Annotated in this window: 13 protein-coding genes and 2 pseudogenes; 8 read left to right on the forward strand and 7 right to left on the reverse strand. The window is 73.2% G+C overall.

Going from position 1 to position 15,519, the window contains the following annotated elements; all coding sequences use genetic code 11:
* The 5 genes and pseudogenes from ACFWW9_RS42085 to ACFWW9_RS42105 all read left to right on the forward strand — a co-directional run.
* Positions 1 to 581, forward strand: a pseudogene (locus tag ACFWW9_RS42085) (MFS transporter); the annotation flags it as partial.
* Positions 581 to 1,846, forward strand: coding sequence for a cytochrome P450 (locus ACFWW9_RS42090; protein WP_390388576.1), 1,266 nt, complete (start codon positions 581 to 583; stop codon positions 1,844 to 1,846). The pseudogene ACFWW9_RS42085 and the gene ACFWW9_RS42090, both read left to right, overlap by 1 nt.
* On the forward strand, positions 1,843 to 2,559 hold the full coding sequence (locus ACFWW9_RS42095; RefSeq protein WP_390388578.1) for a thioesterase II family protein: 717 nt from the start codon (positions 1,843 to 1,845) through the stop codon (positions 2,557 to 2,559). Before ACFWW9_RS42090 ends, ACFWW9_RS42095 begins: the two co-directional genes overlap by 4 nt.
* Before the next feature lie 4 nt (positions 2,560 to 2,563).
* Positions 2,564 to 3,388, forward strand: a pseudogene (locus ACFWW9_RS42100) (SDR family oxidoreductase).
* A 23-nt stretch (positions 3,389 to 3,411) separates the two neighbouring features.
* Positions 3,412 to 5,826 carry a non-ribosomal peptide synthetase gene (locus ACFWW9_RS42105; protein WP_390388579.1) on the forward strand — a complete coding sequence of 805 codons (2,415 nt, stop codon included), beginning with the start codon at positions 3,412 to 3,414 and terminating at the stop codon, positions 5,824 to 5,826.
* Positions 5,827 to 5,830: 4 nt separating this feature from the next.
* Here ACFWW9_RS42105 and ACFWW9_RS42110 read toward each other — a convergent pair whose 3' ends face one another.
* Together ACFWW9_RS42110 and ACFWW9_RS42115 are read right to left on the reverse strand one after the other, a co-directional pair.
* The gene (locus ACFWW9_RS42110; RefSeq protein WP_390388581.1) at positions 5,831 to 6,550 is read right to left on the reverse strand and encodes an ANTAR domain-containing protein; all 720 of its coding nucleotides are present in this window, start codon (positions 6,548 to 6,550) and stop codon (positions 5,831 to 5,833) included.
* Between the two features lie 85 nt (positions 6,551 to 6,635).
* Positions 6,636 to 7,010 carry an STAS domain-containing protein gene (locus tag ACFWW9_RS42115; protein WP_390388583.1) on the reverse strand — a complete coding sequence of 125 codons (375 nt, stop codon included), beginning with the start codon at positions 7,008 to 7,010 and terminating at the stop codon, positions 6,636 to 6,638.
* Positions 7,011 to 7,227: 217 nt separating this feature from the next.
* Between ACFWW9_RS42115 and ACFWW9_RS42120 the strand changes: the two genes are divergently transcribed.
* On the forward strand, positions 7,228 to 8,241 hold the full coding sequence (locus tag ACFWW9_RS42120) for a fatty acid desaturase family protein (RefSeq protein ID WP_390388585.1): 1,014 nt from the start codon (positions 7,228 to 7,230) through the stop codon (positions 8,239 to 8,241).
* On the opposite strand, the gene ACFWW9_RS42125 is transcribed toward ACFWW9_RS42120, so the two are convergent.
* Positions 8,238 to 9,008 (reverse strand): DUF6544 family protein, encoded by a 771-nt coding sequence (locus ACFWW9_RS42125; protein WP_390388587.1) that lies wholly within the window; start codon positions 9,006 to 9,008, stop codon positions 8,238 to 8,240. The two genes, ACFWW9_RS42120 and ACFWW9_RS42125, sit on opposite strands and share 4 nt — an antisense overlap.
* A 64-nt stretch (positions 9,009 to 9,072) precedes the next feature.
* The gene (locus ACFWW9_RS42130; RefSeq protein WP_390388589.1) at positions 9,073 to 9,951 is read right to left on the reverse strand and encodes an NAD(P)H-binding protein; all 879 of its coding nucleotides are present in this window, start codon (positions 9,949 to 9,951) and stop codon (positions 9,073 to 9,075) included.
* Positions 9,952 to 10,020: 69 nt separating this feature from the next.
* Here ACFWW9_RS42130 and ACFWW9_RS42135 point away from each other — a divergent pair, with 69 nt between their 5' ends.
* Positions 10,021 to 10,617, forward strand: a complete 597-nt coding sequence (locus ACFWW9_RS42135; protein WP_390388590.1) for a TetR/AcrR family transcriptional regulator — start codon at positions 10,021 to 10,023, stop codon at positions 10,615 to 10,617.
* On the opposite strand, the gene ACFWW9_RS42140 is transcribed toward ACFWW9_RS42135, so the two are convergent.
* From ACFWW9_RS42140 to ACFWW9_RS42150, 3 genes are read right to left on the reverse strand one after another with little or no spacing between them, the layout of a single operon-like run.
* Positions 10,614 to 11,216: a TetR/AcrR family transcriptional regulator gene (locus ACFWW9_RS42140; RefSeq protein WP_390388592.1), complete on the reverse strand. Its 603-nt coding sequence runs from the start codon at positions 11,214 to 11,216 to the stop codon at positions 10,614 to 10,616. The two genes, ACFWW9_RS42135 and ACFWW9_RS42140, sit on opposite strands and share 4 nt — an antisense overlap.
* A gap of 11 nt (positions 11,217 to 11,227) precedes the next feature.
* On the reverse strand, positions 11,228 to 12,025 hold the full coding sequence (locus tag ACFWW9_RS42145; RefSeq protein ID WP_390388594.1) for a fatty acid desaturase: 798 nt from the start codon (positions 12,023 to 12,025) through the stop codon (positions 11,228 to 11,230).
* Entirely contained in the window at positions 12,022 to 13,557 is a 1,536-nt protein-coding gene (locus ACFWW9_RS42150; RefSeq protein ID WP_390388596.1) for a phytoene desaturase family protein, read from the reverse strand. Before ACFWW9_RS42150 ends, ACFWW9_RS42145 begins: the two co-directional genes overlap by 4 nt.
* Before the next feature lie 153 nt (positions 13,558 to 13,710).
* Between ACFWW9_RS42150 and ACFWW9_RS42155 the strand changes: the two genes are divergently transcribed.
* Positions 13,711 to 15,519, forward strand: a 1,809-nt coding sequence (locus tag ACFWW9_RS42155; protein ID WP_390388598.1) for an ATP-binding protein, incomplete at its 3' end; no start/stop codon positions are given.

Below are 15,519 nucleotides of genomic sequence, written 5' to 3' on the forward strand. Positions count from 1 at the left end.
ACCCGATCCTGCTCGTGATGCTCACGTGGGTCATGGGCTCGAACATGGTCTTCAACCACACCGGCCTGTTCATCGCGCTCACCGCCACCGCCCACAGCGAGGAGATGAGCTCGGCCACGACCGGCGCGGCCGTGGCGTTCGCGGGCGGCGGCGGCCTGATCGGGTCGCTGATCGCGTCGAAGGTGCTCAAGACGTTCAAGCCGCGCACGATCATGCTCTACGGCGCGTGGGTCGGGCCGGTCGCCGCGGTCCTGCTGTCGCTGTCCCCGCCGCTCATGGTCATGGGCGTGATCATCGGCTTCGTGTTCCTGCGCGGCCCGATCGTCGGCTCGCTGTTCCTGTCCTACGTGACCGTGCTGGCCCCGGACAAGCTCCAGGGCCGCGTGCTGGGCGCGGTGTTCTTCCTGTCGATCATCGTGCAGCCGCTGGGCATCTTCCTGATCGGCACGATCTTCGACTACGCCGGGCCCGTGGCGGTGTTCCTGTTCATCCTCGCCGTCGCCGCCCCCACCGCGCTGCTCACCCTCACCCCGACCATCCGCCACATGCGTCGTCCCGCCGAGCTGGAGGAGTCCGCGTAATGACCGCACTGGAAGGCGAGGCGCAGGTTTCCGCGCCGGAGACGCAGCAGGAGGAAGTCCTCCCGCCCGAGTTCTTCAACGAGCCCGGCCAGAACCCGCACAGCTGGAACGCGGCGCTGCGCGCGGGCTGCCCCGTGCACAAGATCAACCACCCTCCGGGCGCCGAGGCCTACGTCGTGGCCGACTACGCCAACACGCTCAAGTCGTTCAGCGACCCCCGGCTGTCCAAGCGGGTCGACAACGCCCCGGCGTGGTTCCGGGAGCAGCTGCACGACGCGTCGCCGGTGCTGATCAAGAACATGCTCACCGCCGACCCGCCGAACCACACCCGGCTGCGCAAGCTGGTCAGCCGGGCGTTCACCGCCCGCCGGATGGAGCAGCTGCGGCCGCGCATCCAGGAGATCACCGCCGAGCTGATCGACGAGCTGCCGGAGTCCGGCGAGACCGACCTGATGAAGCTCGCCTACCGGCTGCCGATGCGGGTGATCTGCGAGCTGCTGGGCGTGCCGGACGACGACCGCTCGCAGGTCCAGCAGGACGTGGCGATGCTCAGCGAGGCGCCCTACCCCGACGAGGAGCGCAACCGGCTGCTGCGGGTGGCCAGCGACAAGATCGAGCAGTACCTGGTCGACCTGCTCGCCGTCCGCAGGCTCGACCTGGGCGAGGACCTGGTCAGCTCGCTGATCCGGGCGGCCGACGACGACGTGTTCACCGAGGAGGAGCTGGTCTCCACCCTGGTGCTGCTGATCATCGCCGGGCACAAGACCACGGCGAACCTCATCGGCAACGGCACGCAGGCGCTGCTGCGGCACCCCGACCAGCTCGCCCTGCTGCGCGACGACCCGTCGCTCGCCGGTGGCGCCGTGGAGGAGTTCCTGCGCTACGAGTCGCCGGTGTTCCGCGGCACCCTCCGCGTCGCCGCCGAGGACATGGACATCGAGGGCGTGGACATCGCCAAGGAGAGCTTCGTCCACCTGCTGTTCAGCTCCGCGAACCGCGACCCCGAGGCGTTCGAGGACCCCGACAACCTGGACATCACCCGCTCGCCGAACCGGCACTTCGGGTTCGGCCACGGCGCGCACTTCTGCCCCGGCGCTCCGCTGTCCCGAGTGGAGGGTTCCGTGGTGTTCCCCGAGCTGCTGCGCCGGTTGCCCGGCCTGCGGCTGGTCGACGACCCGGCGAACCTCGACTGGATCGAGGACAACTCCACCAGCCGCGGCCTGCGGTCGCTGCGGGTGGCCTACGACCAGCGGCTGCCGCGGTGACCGGGATCGCCGAGCCGACCGCGGTGGTGTTCCTGCCCTTCGCCGGGGCGGGAGCGTCGTTCTACCACCCGTGGTCGGCCTTCGCGGGCGACTCCCTGCGGGTGCTGCCGGTGCAGCTCCCCGGCCGGGAGCGCCGGATCGACGAGGAGCCCTACCGCGACGTGACCGCCGCGGTGGACGGCGTCCTGCCGGACCTGCTCGAGCAGCTCGGCGACACCAAGCGGGTGGTGCTGTTCGGCCACAGCCTGGGCGCGGTGCTGGCCTACGAGCTGGCGCACCGGCTGGTGGCCGTGCCCGGCGTGGAGGTGCTGCGGCTGTTCGCCAGCGGGTCCACCGAGCCGCGCACCCCGCGGCCGGGCCGGGCGACCGGGCTGACCGACGACGAGTTCGTGGACCGGGTCCGGCAGTTCGCGGGCTTCAGCGACGAGGCGCTGGACGACCCGGAGATGCGGGAGCTGATCCTGCCGACGCTGCGCGCGGACGTGGAGATGCACGAGAGCTACGTGCCCTCCTCGCCCGACCCGCTGCCCGTTCCCGTCACGGCCCTGCGCGGGGCGGACGACGAGCTGGTCAGCGCGGCGCAAGCCGAGGCGTGGGCGACGGCGACCAGCGCGGGGTTCGAGCTGGTGGAGCTGCCCGGCGGGCACATGTACCTCGCCGACTCCGGCCGCGAGCTGCTCGCGCTGGTCGACCGGGCGGTGCACGGGGGATGACCTCATGCGACTGACCGGCAAGACGGTGCTGGTGACGGGGGCGGCGCGCGGTCTCGGCCGCGCGACCGCGCTGGCGTGCGCGGCCGAGGGCGCGGACCTCGCGCTGCTCGACGTGTGCGCCGACCTCCCCGGCGTGCCCTACCCGCTGGGCACGGCGGGCCAGCTGGAGCACACGGCCGCGCTCTGCCGGGAGGCGGGCGCGGGCGTGCTGACCAGGTCGGCCGACGTCCGCGACCAGCACGCCGTGGCGGAGGCCGTGGACTTGGCGTACGACCGGTTCGGCCGGATCGACGGCGTGGTCAACAACGCGGGCGTCGCCGCGCCGTCCGGCAAACCGGTGCACGAGATCGACGAGGACGAGTGGACGTTGATGGTCGACGTCGACCTGTCCGGGGCGTGGCGGCTGATCCGGGCGGTGGGCAAGCGGATGTGCGCCGACCGGTCCGGCAGCGTCGTGAACATCGCCTCCACCGCGGGACTGGTGGGGTACCGGCACTTCGCGGGCTACGTGGCCGCGAAGCACGGCGTCATCGGCCTCTCCTAGGCCGCGGCGCTGGACTTCGCGCCGATGAAGGTCCGGGTCAACGCCGTGTGCCCCGGCTCGGTGCGCGACGACGCGGCGATGGAGGGGCGGATGCTCGCCGAGATCGCCCGCGCGCTGGACGTGCCGGTCGGCGAGCACGAGGAGACGTTCGTGCAGGCGCAGCCGATGAACGCGCTCATCGAGCCCGAGGACATCGCCGCCGCCGTGGTGTACCTGCTGTCCGACGAGTCCCGGCAGGTCACGGGCTCGGTGCTCACGGTCGACGGCGGGTTCAGCGCGCGCTGAACCCGTGAACGAGGGGGAAGACGATGACGGTGCACGCGGTGGGCGTCCGGTTGACCGGCCCGGTCGACGCGGACGGCCTTGCGGAGCGGCTGCGCGGCCTGACGGGCGCGCGGCTGTGGGTGGAGGACGTGCCCGCGGCCGTGCTGGCGCGGCGGCGGGCGGCGGAACTGGCCCGACCGGCCGCCGATGTGCGGTGCGTGCTGCTGCGCTCGGCGGACGCGGCCGAACTGGTGGTCGTCGCGCGGCGGGACCTCCCGGTGCGCGAGCTGGCCGCCGCTCTGCTCGACCCCGCGGCCACCGTGCGGTGGGAGGCGGCGGGCGCGGTGGCCGTGCCCGCCGCCTCGCCGCCGGAGTGGGGTCTGGGCGGCGGGTCCGGCGTGGGCGTCCACGTGGTCCCGGTCGCGGGCGGGGACTCGTGGCGGGAGGCGTTCGACCGCGTGCTGGCGTGGTACGGCGGGTCGGACGCGGTCGGCCTGCTGGAGTCCACCGGTCCGGAGGTCCCCGGAGCCGAGTACGTGCCGTGCCAGGAACCGGTGTTCCCGTTGACCGTCTCGTCGGGCCCCTCCTCGCTGCGCTTCGACTACCTGCGGAGCCACTTCTCGCCCGCGATCGTGGAGCAGTTCGCCGGGCACTTGGTGGCCTGCCAGGACTCCGGTGACGTGCTGTCCGCGGACGTGGTCGAGTCGATCGTCTCCTTGGGACGGTCGCCGGTCGCGCTGAAGACCACGCCGACGTCCGTGCCGGACGCGTTCCGCGCGGTCGTGGCGGCGCACCCGGACGGGATCGCGCTGTGCGACGGCACGACGCGGCTGACCTACCGGGAGCTGGACGAGCGGTCCGACGCGGTGGCGGGCGGGCTGCGGGCCCGCGGTGTCGCGGTGGGGGACAAGGTCGTCGTGTGCCTGGAGCGCACGGCGGAACTCGTGGTCGTGCTGCTCGGCGTGCTCAAGGCCGGGGCTTGTTATGTGCCAACAGATCCCGCGTACCCGGTCGAACGCCTGGCGTACACGGCGGAGGACGCGGGAGCGGTCCTCGTGGTGACGTCGCTGGCGGAGTTCCCGTCCGGCCCGGTCGTCGCGCCCGGAGACCTGGCGGGCGACCCGCTGGTCGAGCCCGGCTCGGCGGACGCGGCGGCGTACGTGATCTACACCTCCGGCTCGACCGGCCGCCCGAAGGGTGTGGTCGTGCCGCACCGCAACGTGATCGCGCTGGTGGACGCCACCCGCGAGGAGTACGGGCTGGGGTCGGAGGACGTGTGGACGCTGTTCCACTCCAGCGCGTTCGACTTCTCGGTGTGGGAGATCTGGGGCTGCCTGCTCACCGGTGGGCGGCTGGTCGTCGTGCCCTACACCGACTCCCGCGACCCTGAGCGGTTCCGCGACCTGCTGGTCGCCGAAGGCGTCACGGTGCTCAGTCAGACCCCGTCGGCGTTCACCCAGCTGCTGGAGGTCGACCACGCCGCCGTGGGCGTGCGGCTGGTCGTGTTCGGCGGCGAGCCGCTGGACGCGCGGGTCCTGCTGCGCTGGTACGACCACCACGTCGACTGCCGGGTGGTGAACATGTTCGGCATCACCGAGACCACCGTGCACGTCACCGCGCAGACCTTCGACCGCGGCATGGCGCTGGCCGCGTCCCGCTCGGTCGGCCCGGCGCTGCCCGGCTGGCACCTGTACGTGATGGACCCCTCGGGACGTCTGGTCCCGCCCGGCGTGGCGGGGGAGGTGTACGTCGGCGGCGCGGGCGTGGCGGACGGCTACCTCAACCGCGCCGACCTGACGGCCCAGCGGTTCCTGCCGGACCCGCACGCCGACGGCGTGGTCTACCGCAGCGGCGACCGCGGCAGGCTCTTGCCCGACGGCGCCCTGCACCACCTGGGCCGCATCGACAGCCAGGTGAAGATCCGCGGCTTCCGCATCGAGCTGGACGAGATCCGCGCGGTCCTGCTGGAGTCGCCGGACGTCCGCTCGGCGGCCGTCGTGGTCCGCGACCAGGGCACGCCGCAGGCCCGGCTGGACGCCTACGTCGTCCCGGCCGACCTGGACCCGGCGGACATCCGCAAGCGCGCCACGGGTTTCCTGCCCGACCACATGGTCCCCGCGACCGTGACGCCGCTCGCGGCCCTGCCGTTGACGACCAACGGCAAGCTCGACGCGTCCCGCCTGCCCGAGCCGGTGCTGACCACGACGGCGGCGGTGTCCACTTCGGACCCCACGGTCGACGACGGGTTGGCCGCGGCCCTGCGCGAGGCGTGGAGCACCGCGTTCGGCGTCGAGGTCGGTCTGGACGACGACTTCTACCACCTCGGCGGCAACTCCCTGCTGGCCGTCCGGATCAGCGCGTCCCTGCGCTCCCGCGGCCTGCCGACGCCCCAGCTCCGCGACCTGTTCCGCTCGCCGACCATCCGGGCGCTGGTGGACGTGATGGCGACGCGGGCGTGACCGGTCAGCGGGCGAGCAGGTCGCCGGGGTGCAGACCGCCCGCGATGACGGAGCCCGCGACCTCGCTGAGCTTGGTGTTGCGCCTGCGGGCGTAACCGCGGAGGGCGGCGAACGCGCCGTCCATGTCGACGCCGAGGCGGTGGGCGATGAAGCCCTTCGCCTGCTCGATCACCACGCGGTTGGTCAGCGCGGTCTGCAACTGCTCGGCGAGGACCTCGTGGTGGCGGATCGACCGCTCCTGGAGGAGGCCGATGGTGGCCACGTCCACGAGCGCCCGCGCGGTTCGCAGCGCGGTGCCGGTGAGGGCGCCGGGCGTGGCGCGGAACAGGCCGAGCGCGCCGATCACCTCGCCGCGCAGGCGCATCGGCACGGCGTCCACGGCGGCGAACCCGCCCTCCGTCGCGGCGGTGGCGAAGCGCGGCCACCGGTCGTGCGCGGAGGCCAGGTCGGGGTGGCCGACCACCTCGCCGGTCGCGAAGGCCTCCAGGCACGGCCCGTCGGCGTCGCGCAGCTGGACCAGCTCAAGCAGGCGGACCCGCTCGTTGGAGTTGGCGACGAGCTGGAGCGTGCCGTGCCGGTCGGCCAGCAGCAGGCCCGCGGCGTCGAGGCCGAGCAGTTCGACGCAGCGGTCCACCAGCAGGTGCAGGAAGTCGATCACGTCGAAGTCGTCGATCAGCGTGTCCGCCAGCTCGACGAACGTCTCCAGGAGGCGGTCGCCGTCCATCCTCGCCACCTCCGCGCCGCGTTCGGGTGTGGTGCCATGATCTCCCGAGTCGGGGGTGGACCGCACCTCCCGAGCGCGTGGCGGGCTAGCGACGCGGGGGGATCGGGAGCACGTCGAGCACGGTGTCCATCCCGGTCACCCGCAGCGGGACCAGCACCGCCCGCGTGGACGCCAGCACGCGGAAGCCGATCCCCGCGCGGTTCGCGGCGGCGCGGACGTCGGTCAGCACCGTCAGCCCCGCGCCGCCGAAGAAGGTCACCGCGGTGAGGTCCAGCACCAGGTCCGGGCCGTGGGAGCGGACCAGCTCACGGAGGTGGTCGCGCAGGGGGAGCGCGGTCGCCGCGTCCACGTCACCGTGCGCCGAGACGACCACGACGGACCCGGCGCGGTGGGTGGTGACGCTCAGTGCGTCCGAGGGGCTGGGCAGCGCCGACACCGGGGACTGGACGGTCGTGCTCAACGGGGGATCTCCTCACCGGGCCGTGGAGTCCGCGGGCGGGCGGGGAAGTGGCGTACGGAGAGTAGACGGGCGTGCACGGACCGCACAAGGCACTTCGTACGGCCCCGAGTTGCCGACCTGGGGGACCGGTGGCACTCTGGAGGAACGTCGCGGACAGACCGCGACGCCATGCCGCCCGTGACCCCGGCGCGCTGTCAAGCGCGACTGTGGAGTCCCGGTGTCTACCTTCGAAACCCCGACCAGGCGCGGCAGTGACTTCGCCGCCCTGTCCCGAGCCATCACCGACGCGGGCCTGCTCGACCGCCGCGTCGGCTACTACGTCGCCAAGATCGTCCTCACCCTGCTGGCGTTCGCCGGGTGCTGGGTCGCGTTCGCGTTCATCGGCGACAGCTGGTGGCAGCTGTTCACCGCCGCCGGCCTCGCGTTCCTGTTCACCCAGATCGCGTTCATCGGCCACGACGCCGGGCACAAGCAGATCCTGCGCGGCAAGCGCGCCAACGACGTCGTCGGCTACGCGCACGCGGGCCTGATCGGCGTGAGCTACGGCTGGTGGATCGGCAAGCACACCCGCCACCACGCCAACCCGAACCACGAGGACGACGACCCGGACGTCCAGATCAGCGTGCTGGCGTTCACCGTGGGCCAGGGCGGCGCGAAGCGCGGTTTCCTCCGCTGGATGGCCAAGCACCAGGCGTTCCTGTTCTTCCCGATGCTGCTGCTGGAGGGCTTCGACCTGCACCTGTCCAGCGTCGAGGCGGTGCGCAAGCGCGAGGTCAAGGCGCGGGCGCTGGAGGCCGCGCTGCTGCTCGGCCAGCTCGCCGCGTACCTGACCGCCGTGTTCGTCGTGCTGTCGCCGGGGACCGGGGTCGTGTTCGTGGTGGTGCACCAGGCGTTGTGGGGCCTGTACATGGGCTGCTCGTTCGCCCCCAACCACAAGGGGATGCCGACGCTGGCCGCGGGCCACACGCTGGACTTCCTGCGCAAGCAGGTCCTCACCTCGCGCAACGTCCGCGGCGGTCCCGTGGTCGACTTCGCGCTCGGCGGGCTGAACTACCAGATCGAGCACCACCTGTTCCCCAGCATGCCCAGGCCCAGCCTGCGCCGCGCGCAGGTCATCGTGCGCGAGTTCTGCGCGGGCCACGGGATCGACTACGCGCAGTGCGGGTGGCTCGCGTCCTACGGCCACGTGCTGCGCCACCTGCACGCGGTCGGCGCCCCGCTGAGGGCCTAGGCGGTCGGGTTGTGCTCGACGGTCGACGCGGCGAAGTCGAACTCCGCGTAGGTGAGCGGCCCGGACGGCAGGTGCCAGACGGCGCTGCCCGTCAACGGCTTCGGTCGCGGCCCGGTGGTCCAGCCCATCACCGGGGTGGACCACCGGGTGCGCGTCAGGCCGTCGGGCAGGTCCGCGTAGCGGTCCTCGGTGGTGAAGTCGCGGGGCGCGCCGTCGGCGGTGAGCCGGACCCGGCCGCGCACGGTGATGCCGCGGTCGACCAGCACGAGGCCGAACGAGCGGTTGTCGACCGGCGTCCAGGTCACCGGCAGCCGCAGCAGCATCGACGGCGCGAACACCACGGCGTCCTTCAGGAACGTCACCAGCTCGCCGACGTCGAACTCGTGCCCCTGCCCGTCGGCGACGGTCACGCCCGCGACCGTGCCGCGCATCCGGCCCCGACCGTCCACGTAGGCGTCGGTGGCGTACATCGGCATCGCGGGCGCGAACGCCAGGCGCAGGTGGAAGATCCGGGTGACCGGCGTGGCGGAGATCCACTGCCACGCCTCGCAGCGCGTCCACTTCGGGCCCCGGCGGAAGCGGCCGACCAGGTGGGCGCGGCACGACCGGTCGACCGGCCTGCCGACCACGCCCATGAACCGCAGGTACCGCCGCGCGGTCTCCGGTAACCCCGCCAAGTCCGACTCGGTCACCGGTGGACCGGCGACGGGCGCGGGCCCGGTGACCGCGGCGGCCACCTCGCGGTCGAACCGGCCACGCAGGCTCACGGCGCCGCACCCGTTGTCATGCCACCACCTTGGCGGTCGGCGGGCCCGCCGAGCAAGGGCGGGGTCAGGCGAGGACGGCGGGCTTGAGCACGTCCTCGCACCACCGGCGGAACGTGGTGGGGGTGCTGGAGCGCGGGGTGCGCGGCTCGGCGTTGTCCAGGCCCTCGGCCTTGGCCCGGTACATGGCGACCGTGCCCCGCGCCATCGCCTCGGTCGCCCCGGCGGCGAGCAGCCGGGCCTCGAAGTCCTCGATCGAGCCCCGCCGGTACCGGATCGGCTTGCCCAGCACGTCGGACATGATCCGCGCGAGGTCGGTGGGGGACAGGTCCTCCGGACCGAGGACCGGCACGCTGTCGACGCCGGTCCACGTGGGGTCGAGCAGCAGGTCGGCGGCGACGGCGGCGATGTCGCGGGTGGCGCACATCGGGGCCGCGTGGTCGGGGGCGAACGGGAGGGAGAAGACGCCGTCGGTCTTCAGCGCCTCGGTCTGGCGGAGCAGGTTGTCCATGAACGACGGCATGGTCAACGCCCGGTAGTGCACGCCGGTGGACGCGATCAGGTCGTCCAGGTCCAGCGTCGCCGTGACAAGTCCGGCGTCCGTCGTCACACCGCGTCCCAACGCGGAGACGCCGACGACCCGCCGCACCCCCTGCTCGGTGAAGGCCTCGCAGGCCGGGCGGCTGAAGCCGGAGTAGGCGGCCTCCGGGTTCTCGGCGCGCGGGTTCGGCGGCACGAGCCAGAAGACGGCGTCAGCGCCCGCGAATGCCTTGGCGACGACGTCCGCGTCACCGTGCGACCCCTGGACGACCTCGACCCGGTCACGGGCGGCCGCGGGCAGCCGGGAGGGGTCGCGGACGATCACGCGGATAGACTCGTCGCTGTTCAGGACGTTGTCGAGCACTTGGCGGCCGATGGCGCCCGTGGGCGCGGTGAGGACGATCAAGGGAAGCTCCTCGGTGCGGGTGGAAGTAAACTCCACTGTACCGTTTACTTCGGGGAAGGCAAGGGCTCCATGGCACGACGCGGTGACGCGCTGCGCGAGCACATCCTGGTGGTGGCGAAGGACGTCTTCCTGGAGTCGGGCTTCGACCGCGCGTCGATGGACGTGGTGGCCGCCCGCGCGGAAACGTCGAAGAGGTCGCTCTACGCCCACTTCGAGAGCAAGGACAAGCTGTTCGCCGCCGTCGTGACCCTGGCCCGCGAGATGTACCTGGACAAGCTCAAGACGCCTGCCGACTACGACGGCGACGTCACCCTCTACTGCGCCCGCTTCCTCCAACTGCTGCTCCGCGAACCGGCCCTGCGCACCTGCCGCATGGGCATCGCCGAGGCGGAACGCCTCCCCGAAGCGTCGGCGGGCTACTACGACGCCATCTTCGCCACGTCCCACGACCGCCTCACGACGTTCCTCGTGGAAAACCGAGCCCTCACCCCCGAGTCCGCGGGCGAGACCGCGACCGAACTCCTCGGCCTCACGGTCCACCCCCGCCTGTTCCGCGCCCTGCTCGGCGTGGAGAAGCCCCTGCCGGTGACCGCCGACCTGACCACCCTCACCACCGACATCGACCTCACCCCGATCCGCGCGGCGGTGGACCGGGCCCTGGGCTAGTCGCGCGCCGCGGGCGGGAGGAAGGTGTCGATCATGGCCGCCATGCCCTGGGCCGAGTCGAAGATCGCGGCTCCCCGTGAGCGGTCGCCGTCGAGGTGGGCGAGCATCTCCAGGCCGAGGTAGAAGGCCATGGCCGCCTTGGCGACCTCGCGCTTCGGGATGAGGACGCCGAACGGGGTGTCGTCGAGGAAGCGGCTCAGCAGGGATTCGGCGAAGTCCTCCCACCTGGTCACCTCGGCGCGCACGCCCTCCGCCAGGCGGGGCGAGCCCGCGCCGCCCGCGACCAGCTCCTGCACCGCCGCGATGTGGCCGGTGGCGACGTCCTCCTCGTACAGCTCGCGCAGGGTGCGCAGGGACTCCGTCGCGCCCGCCAACTCGGCGGTCCGCTCCACGTAGCGGGCCATGCGGTTGTCGCTCGTGTGCCGCATGGCGGCGACGAACAGGTCGTCCAGGTCCTCGAAGTGGTAGTAGATGACGCCCGGCGCGAAGCCGCCCGTCGTCGCGATGGCGCGCGCGGTGGAGGCGGGGAAGCCCTGTGTCGCCAGGGTCTCGACGGTGGCGCGCAGGATGCGGTCGCGGGCCTCGGCTTTGCGGGTCATCGCCGCTGATCCTAGGGGACCTTCCGCGGGCGCACTCCCTGGCTCGCGAGGAACGGGTCGAGCCTGCGGCCCAGCTCGGCCAGGTGGTGGCTGGGGACGGCGGGGTACAGGTGGTGCTCCAAGTGGTAGGTCAGCTCCAGGAACACCGCCGGGACGATCCGGCCGCGCAGGGTGCGGGTCTGGGTGAGCGGGGTGTCGCCGAAGTCGTGGTGCGGCAGGTACACGGTCAGCAGCGGGTACACCCAGCTGCCCACGACCGCCATCACCGCGTAGACCAGCAGCGCGGGCGTCGTCGACCACAGCGCCACGCCGCCCGCCAGCGCCAGGACCGGCGCGCACGCCTCGACGACGAGCCACCCGCGCTGGGCGCCGCGGCGGTAGGCCCACCGCCACAGGCCGACCAGGAACACCGGCCCGTACAGCACCGCGCCGACGAACGACAGGTGCGCGGGGTAGCCCTCCGGGTCGTCGTCGTGCGGGAACAGCCGGTGGTGCTGGACGTGGGTCGCGCGGTAGGCGTGGCCGCTCTCCAGCAGCACCAGCCCGCACAGGAACAGCGCCCACTCGGTCGCCTTCGGACCGAGGCCGATCGAGCGGTGCACGACGTCGTGGGTGACCGTCACGACCGCGACGAAGACGCCGAACACCACCACCGGGGTCAGGAGCCACACCCACGGCGTCGAGTCGGCCCACCACGCGGTCAGGGCGAAGACCGCGACCCCGATCGGTGGCCGGGCCAGTGCCAGCACCCGGCGGCGGCGGTTCGTCACGAGCAGGTCGGTGCCGAGGTCGTTCAGGGACGGGGTCACGCGGTCCTCACCTTCGCGAGTCGGGTGGCGCCGTCGGCCACGATCCGGCTGCCCAAGACGCAGGCCACGGTGCCGAGCCCCGGCCACGTGGTGTCGCCGACGACCCAGAAGCCGGGCACGCCCAGGTCGTGCGGGACGGCGTGCTGGTTGCTGTTGGCGGTGCTCTGCCGCACGCCGCCGACCGCGCCGCGCGGCCGCGAGGTGAAGCGCTCGTAGGTCCGGGGCGTGCCGACCTCCCGCACCACGGCCCGTGCCGCCAGCCGCGGGTACACCTCGCGGGCCTGGGACACGAGCAGGTCGCCGAGCGCGTCGCGGCGACGGGCGTGCTCGACGTCGTCGAGCCCCTCCCAGTCGGCCAGGTCGGTGTGGGTCGACAGCATGACCGCCCGGTGCCCGGCGGGCGCGCTGTCGGTGTCGCCGGGGGTCGACACGGACACGAACATGTTGTTCCCGTCGCCCAGCGGACGGCGGTAGGAGCGCAGGATCTGGTGGTGCGTCAGGGCTTGCCCGTCGACCTCGTCCGAGGGGACGCCCAGGCACACGACGACCGCCCCGCCGAGGTCCCCGGCGTCGCGGACCAGGAAGGGCCGCAACGCCTCCCGCACCCCGGCCACGTCGGCGAGACCCGCCGTCACGGACGTCGGCACGGCGCTGACCACCTGGTCCGCCCGCACGATCCCGCGTCCACCGTGGACGGTGAAGTCGTCCCGCCCGCCGGTGATCCGCTCGACCCGCCACCCGGCGCGCAACTCGCCGCCCAACGACCGGTAGTGCGCCACGAGCGCCCGCCAGAAGCCGCGCATCCCGCCCGTCGCCCTGGTCAGCCCCGCGCCCCGGATCGTGATGCCCAGCGCGGCGTTGACCAGCGGCGCCCGGTCCACGGTGCTGTGCACGGTGTCCTCGACGAGCATCGCCAGCAGGCCGACCAGCCCGTCGTCGTCGCGCAGCCCGTGCTTGCGCAGCGCCCCGCCGAGCGTCCCGCCGACGTGCCGGGCCAGCGGCAGGTCCTTGGGCCGCAGGGCGCGGGCGTTGTGTAAGACGTCGGCCGCAGTACGCATCGGCAACCGGACGCCCGCGCGGCTGGCCTCCCAGAACACGCCCGCGAGGCGGTCGAGCAGGGCCCAGAACGCGCGGTGGCGCTCGGTGTCGCCGAAGGCGCGCGCCCGTTCCGCGTGCCACGCCCGCTGGTCGCGGTGCAGCACCACCGTGCGGTCGGGCAGCCAGGCGACGTAACCGGGCAGGGCCTCCCCGGCGAGCGGGGCCATGCCGACGGTGTCGAGCAGTTCGGCCCCGACGCCGCCGGGCTCGAAGTCGACGAGGGTGGTCGCGCCGACGTCGAAGCTGAAGCCGCGCCTGCGGTAGTAGCCCGCGCAGCCGCCCGCGTGCCCGTGCGCCTCCAGCACCACGGTCGACAGCCCGCGCGCCTGGAGGCGCAGCGCCGTCGCCAGTCCCGCCAGTCCACCTCCGACGACCGCGACGTCGTACCCGCGTTCGCGGACCGGCGTCCTGCGTTGAACGCTAGTTCTGAACATGTGTTCAAAGTAGCTCGCGGTCCGGCGGCGGGCAAGACCCGCGAAGTGAGACGGTCCGACGGCAAGATCGGCTCACTTCCTTGCGGTGACTAGGATGTGGCTCCCGAGGTCGGGCGAGGATCGGGACGGCGGGGTCGGGTGACGGTGGGTCTGGTGGAGCGCCACGGGGAGATCCGGGCGCTCGAACGGGCTGTCACCAGGTTGCGGGCCGGGCACGGGGGCGTCGTCGTCCTGGACGCCGCCGCGGGCCTCGGGAAGACCGCGCTGATCCGCCGCACACGAGAACTGGCCTCCGACGCGGGCGTCGTGGTGCTGACCGCACGCGGCGCCGAGCTGGAGCAGGACTTCACCTTCGGCGTCGTCGCGCAACTGGTGGAACCCGCGCTGCCCAGGGACGGCCGGGCGCGCGAGGAGCTGTTCGCCGGCGCGGCGGGCGCGGCCCGGCACCTCTTCGGCACGCCCGCAGCCACGGCCGACTCCCTGCACGCGGTGCTCAACGGCCTGTACTGGCTGCTGGTCAGCCTGGCCGAGCGCGGCCCCGTGCTCCTGCTCGTGGACGACGCGCAGTGGGTGGATGCGCCTTCGTTGCGGTTCCTGGGTTTCTTCGCCCGCAGGCTCGACTCGATCGCCGTCACGATGGTGCTGGCCACGAGGTCCGCCGAGCACGACGACGAGGGCCTGCTGGACGACGTGCTGGCCGCCGACGACGTCACCGTGCTGGCGTTGCGGAGCCTGAGCCGCGACGGCGTCGCCGAACTGGTCCGACGGGACCTCGGGGACACGGCCGACGACGAGTTCTGCGCCGCCTGCCACCGCACCACGGCCGGAAACCCCTTGTTCGTCCGGGAACTCCTGCGGGTCCTCGTCGGCGACGACGTCCGCCCCGACGCGGCCGCCGCGGCGTCGGTGGAGGCCGCGGGCCCGGACGCCGTGCGCCGGTACGTGGCCGCACGGCTGCGGCGGCAACCGGAGGAGGTGCAACGGGTCGCCCGCGCGGTGGCCGTGCTGGGCGACGGCGCGGCCCTGCCCCTGGTCGCGGGCCAGGCCGACCTCCCGCTGCCGGTGACCGCGGACGCCGCGGAAAAGCTGACCAGGTACGGGATCTTCGAACGCGAGGACCCACCGTCGTTCGTGCACGCCGTGGTCCGCGACGTGACGCTGTCGCTGATCCCACCGGTGGACCGCGACGCCGCCCACGGCCGCGCGGCGAAGGTCCTGGCCCACGCGGGCGAACCGGTCGCGACCGTCGCCTCGCACCTGCTGCGCACAGCCCCCGAGGCCGACGCCGAGCGCGTCGCCGTCCTGCTGACCGCGGCCACCCAGGCGGCTCGCAGTGGATCACCGGGCGGCGCGGCCGTGTACCTGGCCCGTGCCCGCACCGAACCACCCGCCCGCTCGGACCGCTCGGAGATCAGCAGGCAGCTGGGCAACTGCCAGGCCCACGACCTGGCCATCGACGCCGCCGAGGCACACCTCGGGGAAGCGCTTTCCCTGGCGGAGACCCCGGCGCAGCGGGCGCTCTGCGGCTACAGCCTCGCTCGGTTCCGCAACGCCTGCGGCGAAGCGGGCGACGCCATCACCCTGCTGGCCACCGCCGCCGACGACCTGCCCACGGGCGTGGACCCGGCGCTGGAGATCGAGGTGGGAGCCGAACTCGTCGGCATCACCCGCGGCCACCTGGCCGGCCGCAAGGAGTTCCTCCACCGGATCGACGCGTTCGCCCGCCGCCCCGACAGCCCCCGCGCGGTCGTGGACGCGCACCTGTCGGTGGAGGCGGTGTTCGAAGGTGGGCCGGTCGACCGGGCCGTGGCACTCGCGCGGTCGGCGCTCGTCGGCGACGACCTGACCCCCGAACGGTCGGGCATCTGGTCCGCGATCAGCACCCTGATGGTCACCGACCGGCTCGACGAGGCGGAACGCCGCGTGCAGCGGGCGCTGACGACCGCCGTCCAACGCGGCCAC

The sequence above is a fragment of the Umezawaea sp. NPDC059074 genome (genome assembly GCF_042738955.1).
Classification (GTDB): Bacteria; Actinomycetota; Actinomycetes; order Mycobacteriales; family Pseudonocardiaceae; genus Umezawaea.

What these genes read in the sequence shown, in the direction of transcription:
- ACFWW9_RS42135 (WP_390388590.1), top strand. Translation starts at nt 10,021, where the DNA reads ATGGCACGACGCGGTGACGCGCTGCGCGAGCACATCCTGGTGGTGGCG.
- ACFWW9_RS42105 (WP_390388579.1), top strand. Translation starts at nt 3,412, where the DNA reads ATGACGGTGCACGCGGTGGGCGTCCGGTTGACCGGCCCGGTCGACGCG.
- ACFWW9_RS42090 (WP_390388576.1), top strand. Translation starts at nt 581, where the DNA reads ATGACCGCACTGGAAGGCGAGGCGCAGGTTTCCGCGCCGGAGACGCAG.
- ACFWW9_RS42150 (WP_390388596.1), bottom strand. Translation starts at nt 13,557, where the DNA reads ATGTTCAGAACTAGCGTTCAACGCAGGACGCCGGTCCGCGAACGCGGG.
- ACFWW9_RS42140 (WP_390388592.1), bottom strand. Translation starts at nt 11,216, where the DNA reads ATGACCCGCAAAGCCGAGGCCCGCGACCGCATCCTGCGCGCCACCGTC.
- ACFWW9_RS42110 (WP_390388581.1), bottom strand. Translation starts at nt 6,550, where the DNA reads ATGGACGGCGACCGCCTCCTGGAGACGTTCGTCGAGCTGGCGGACACG.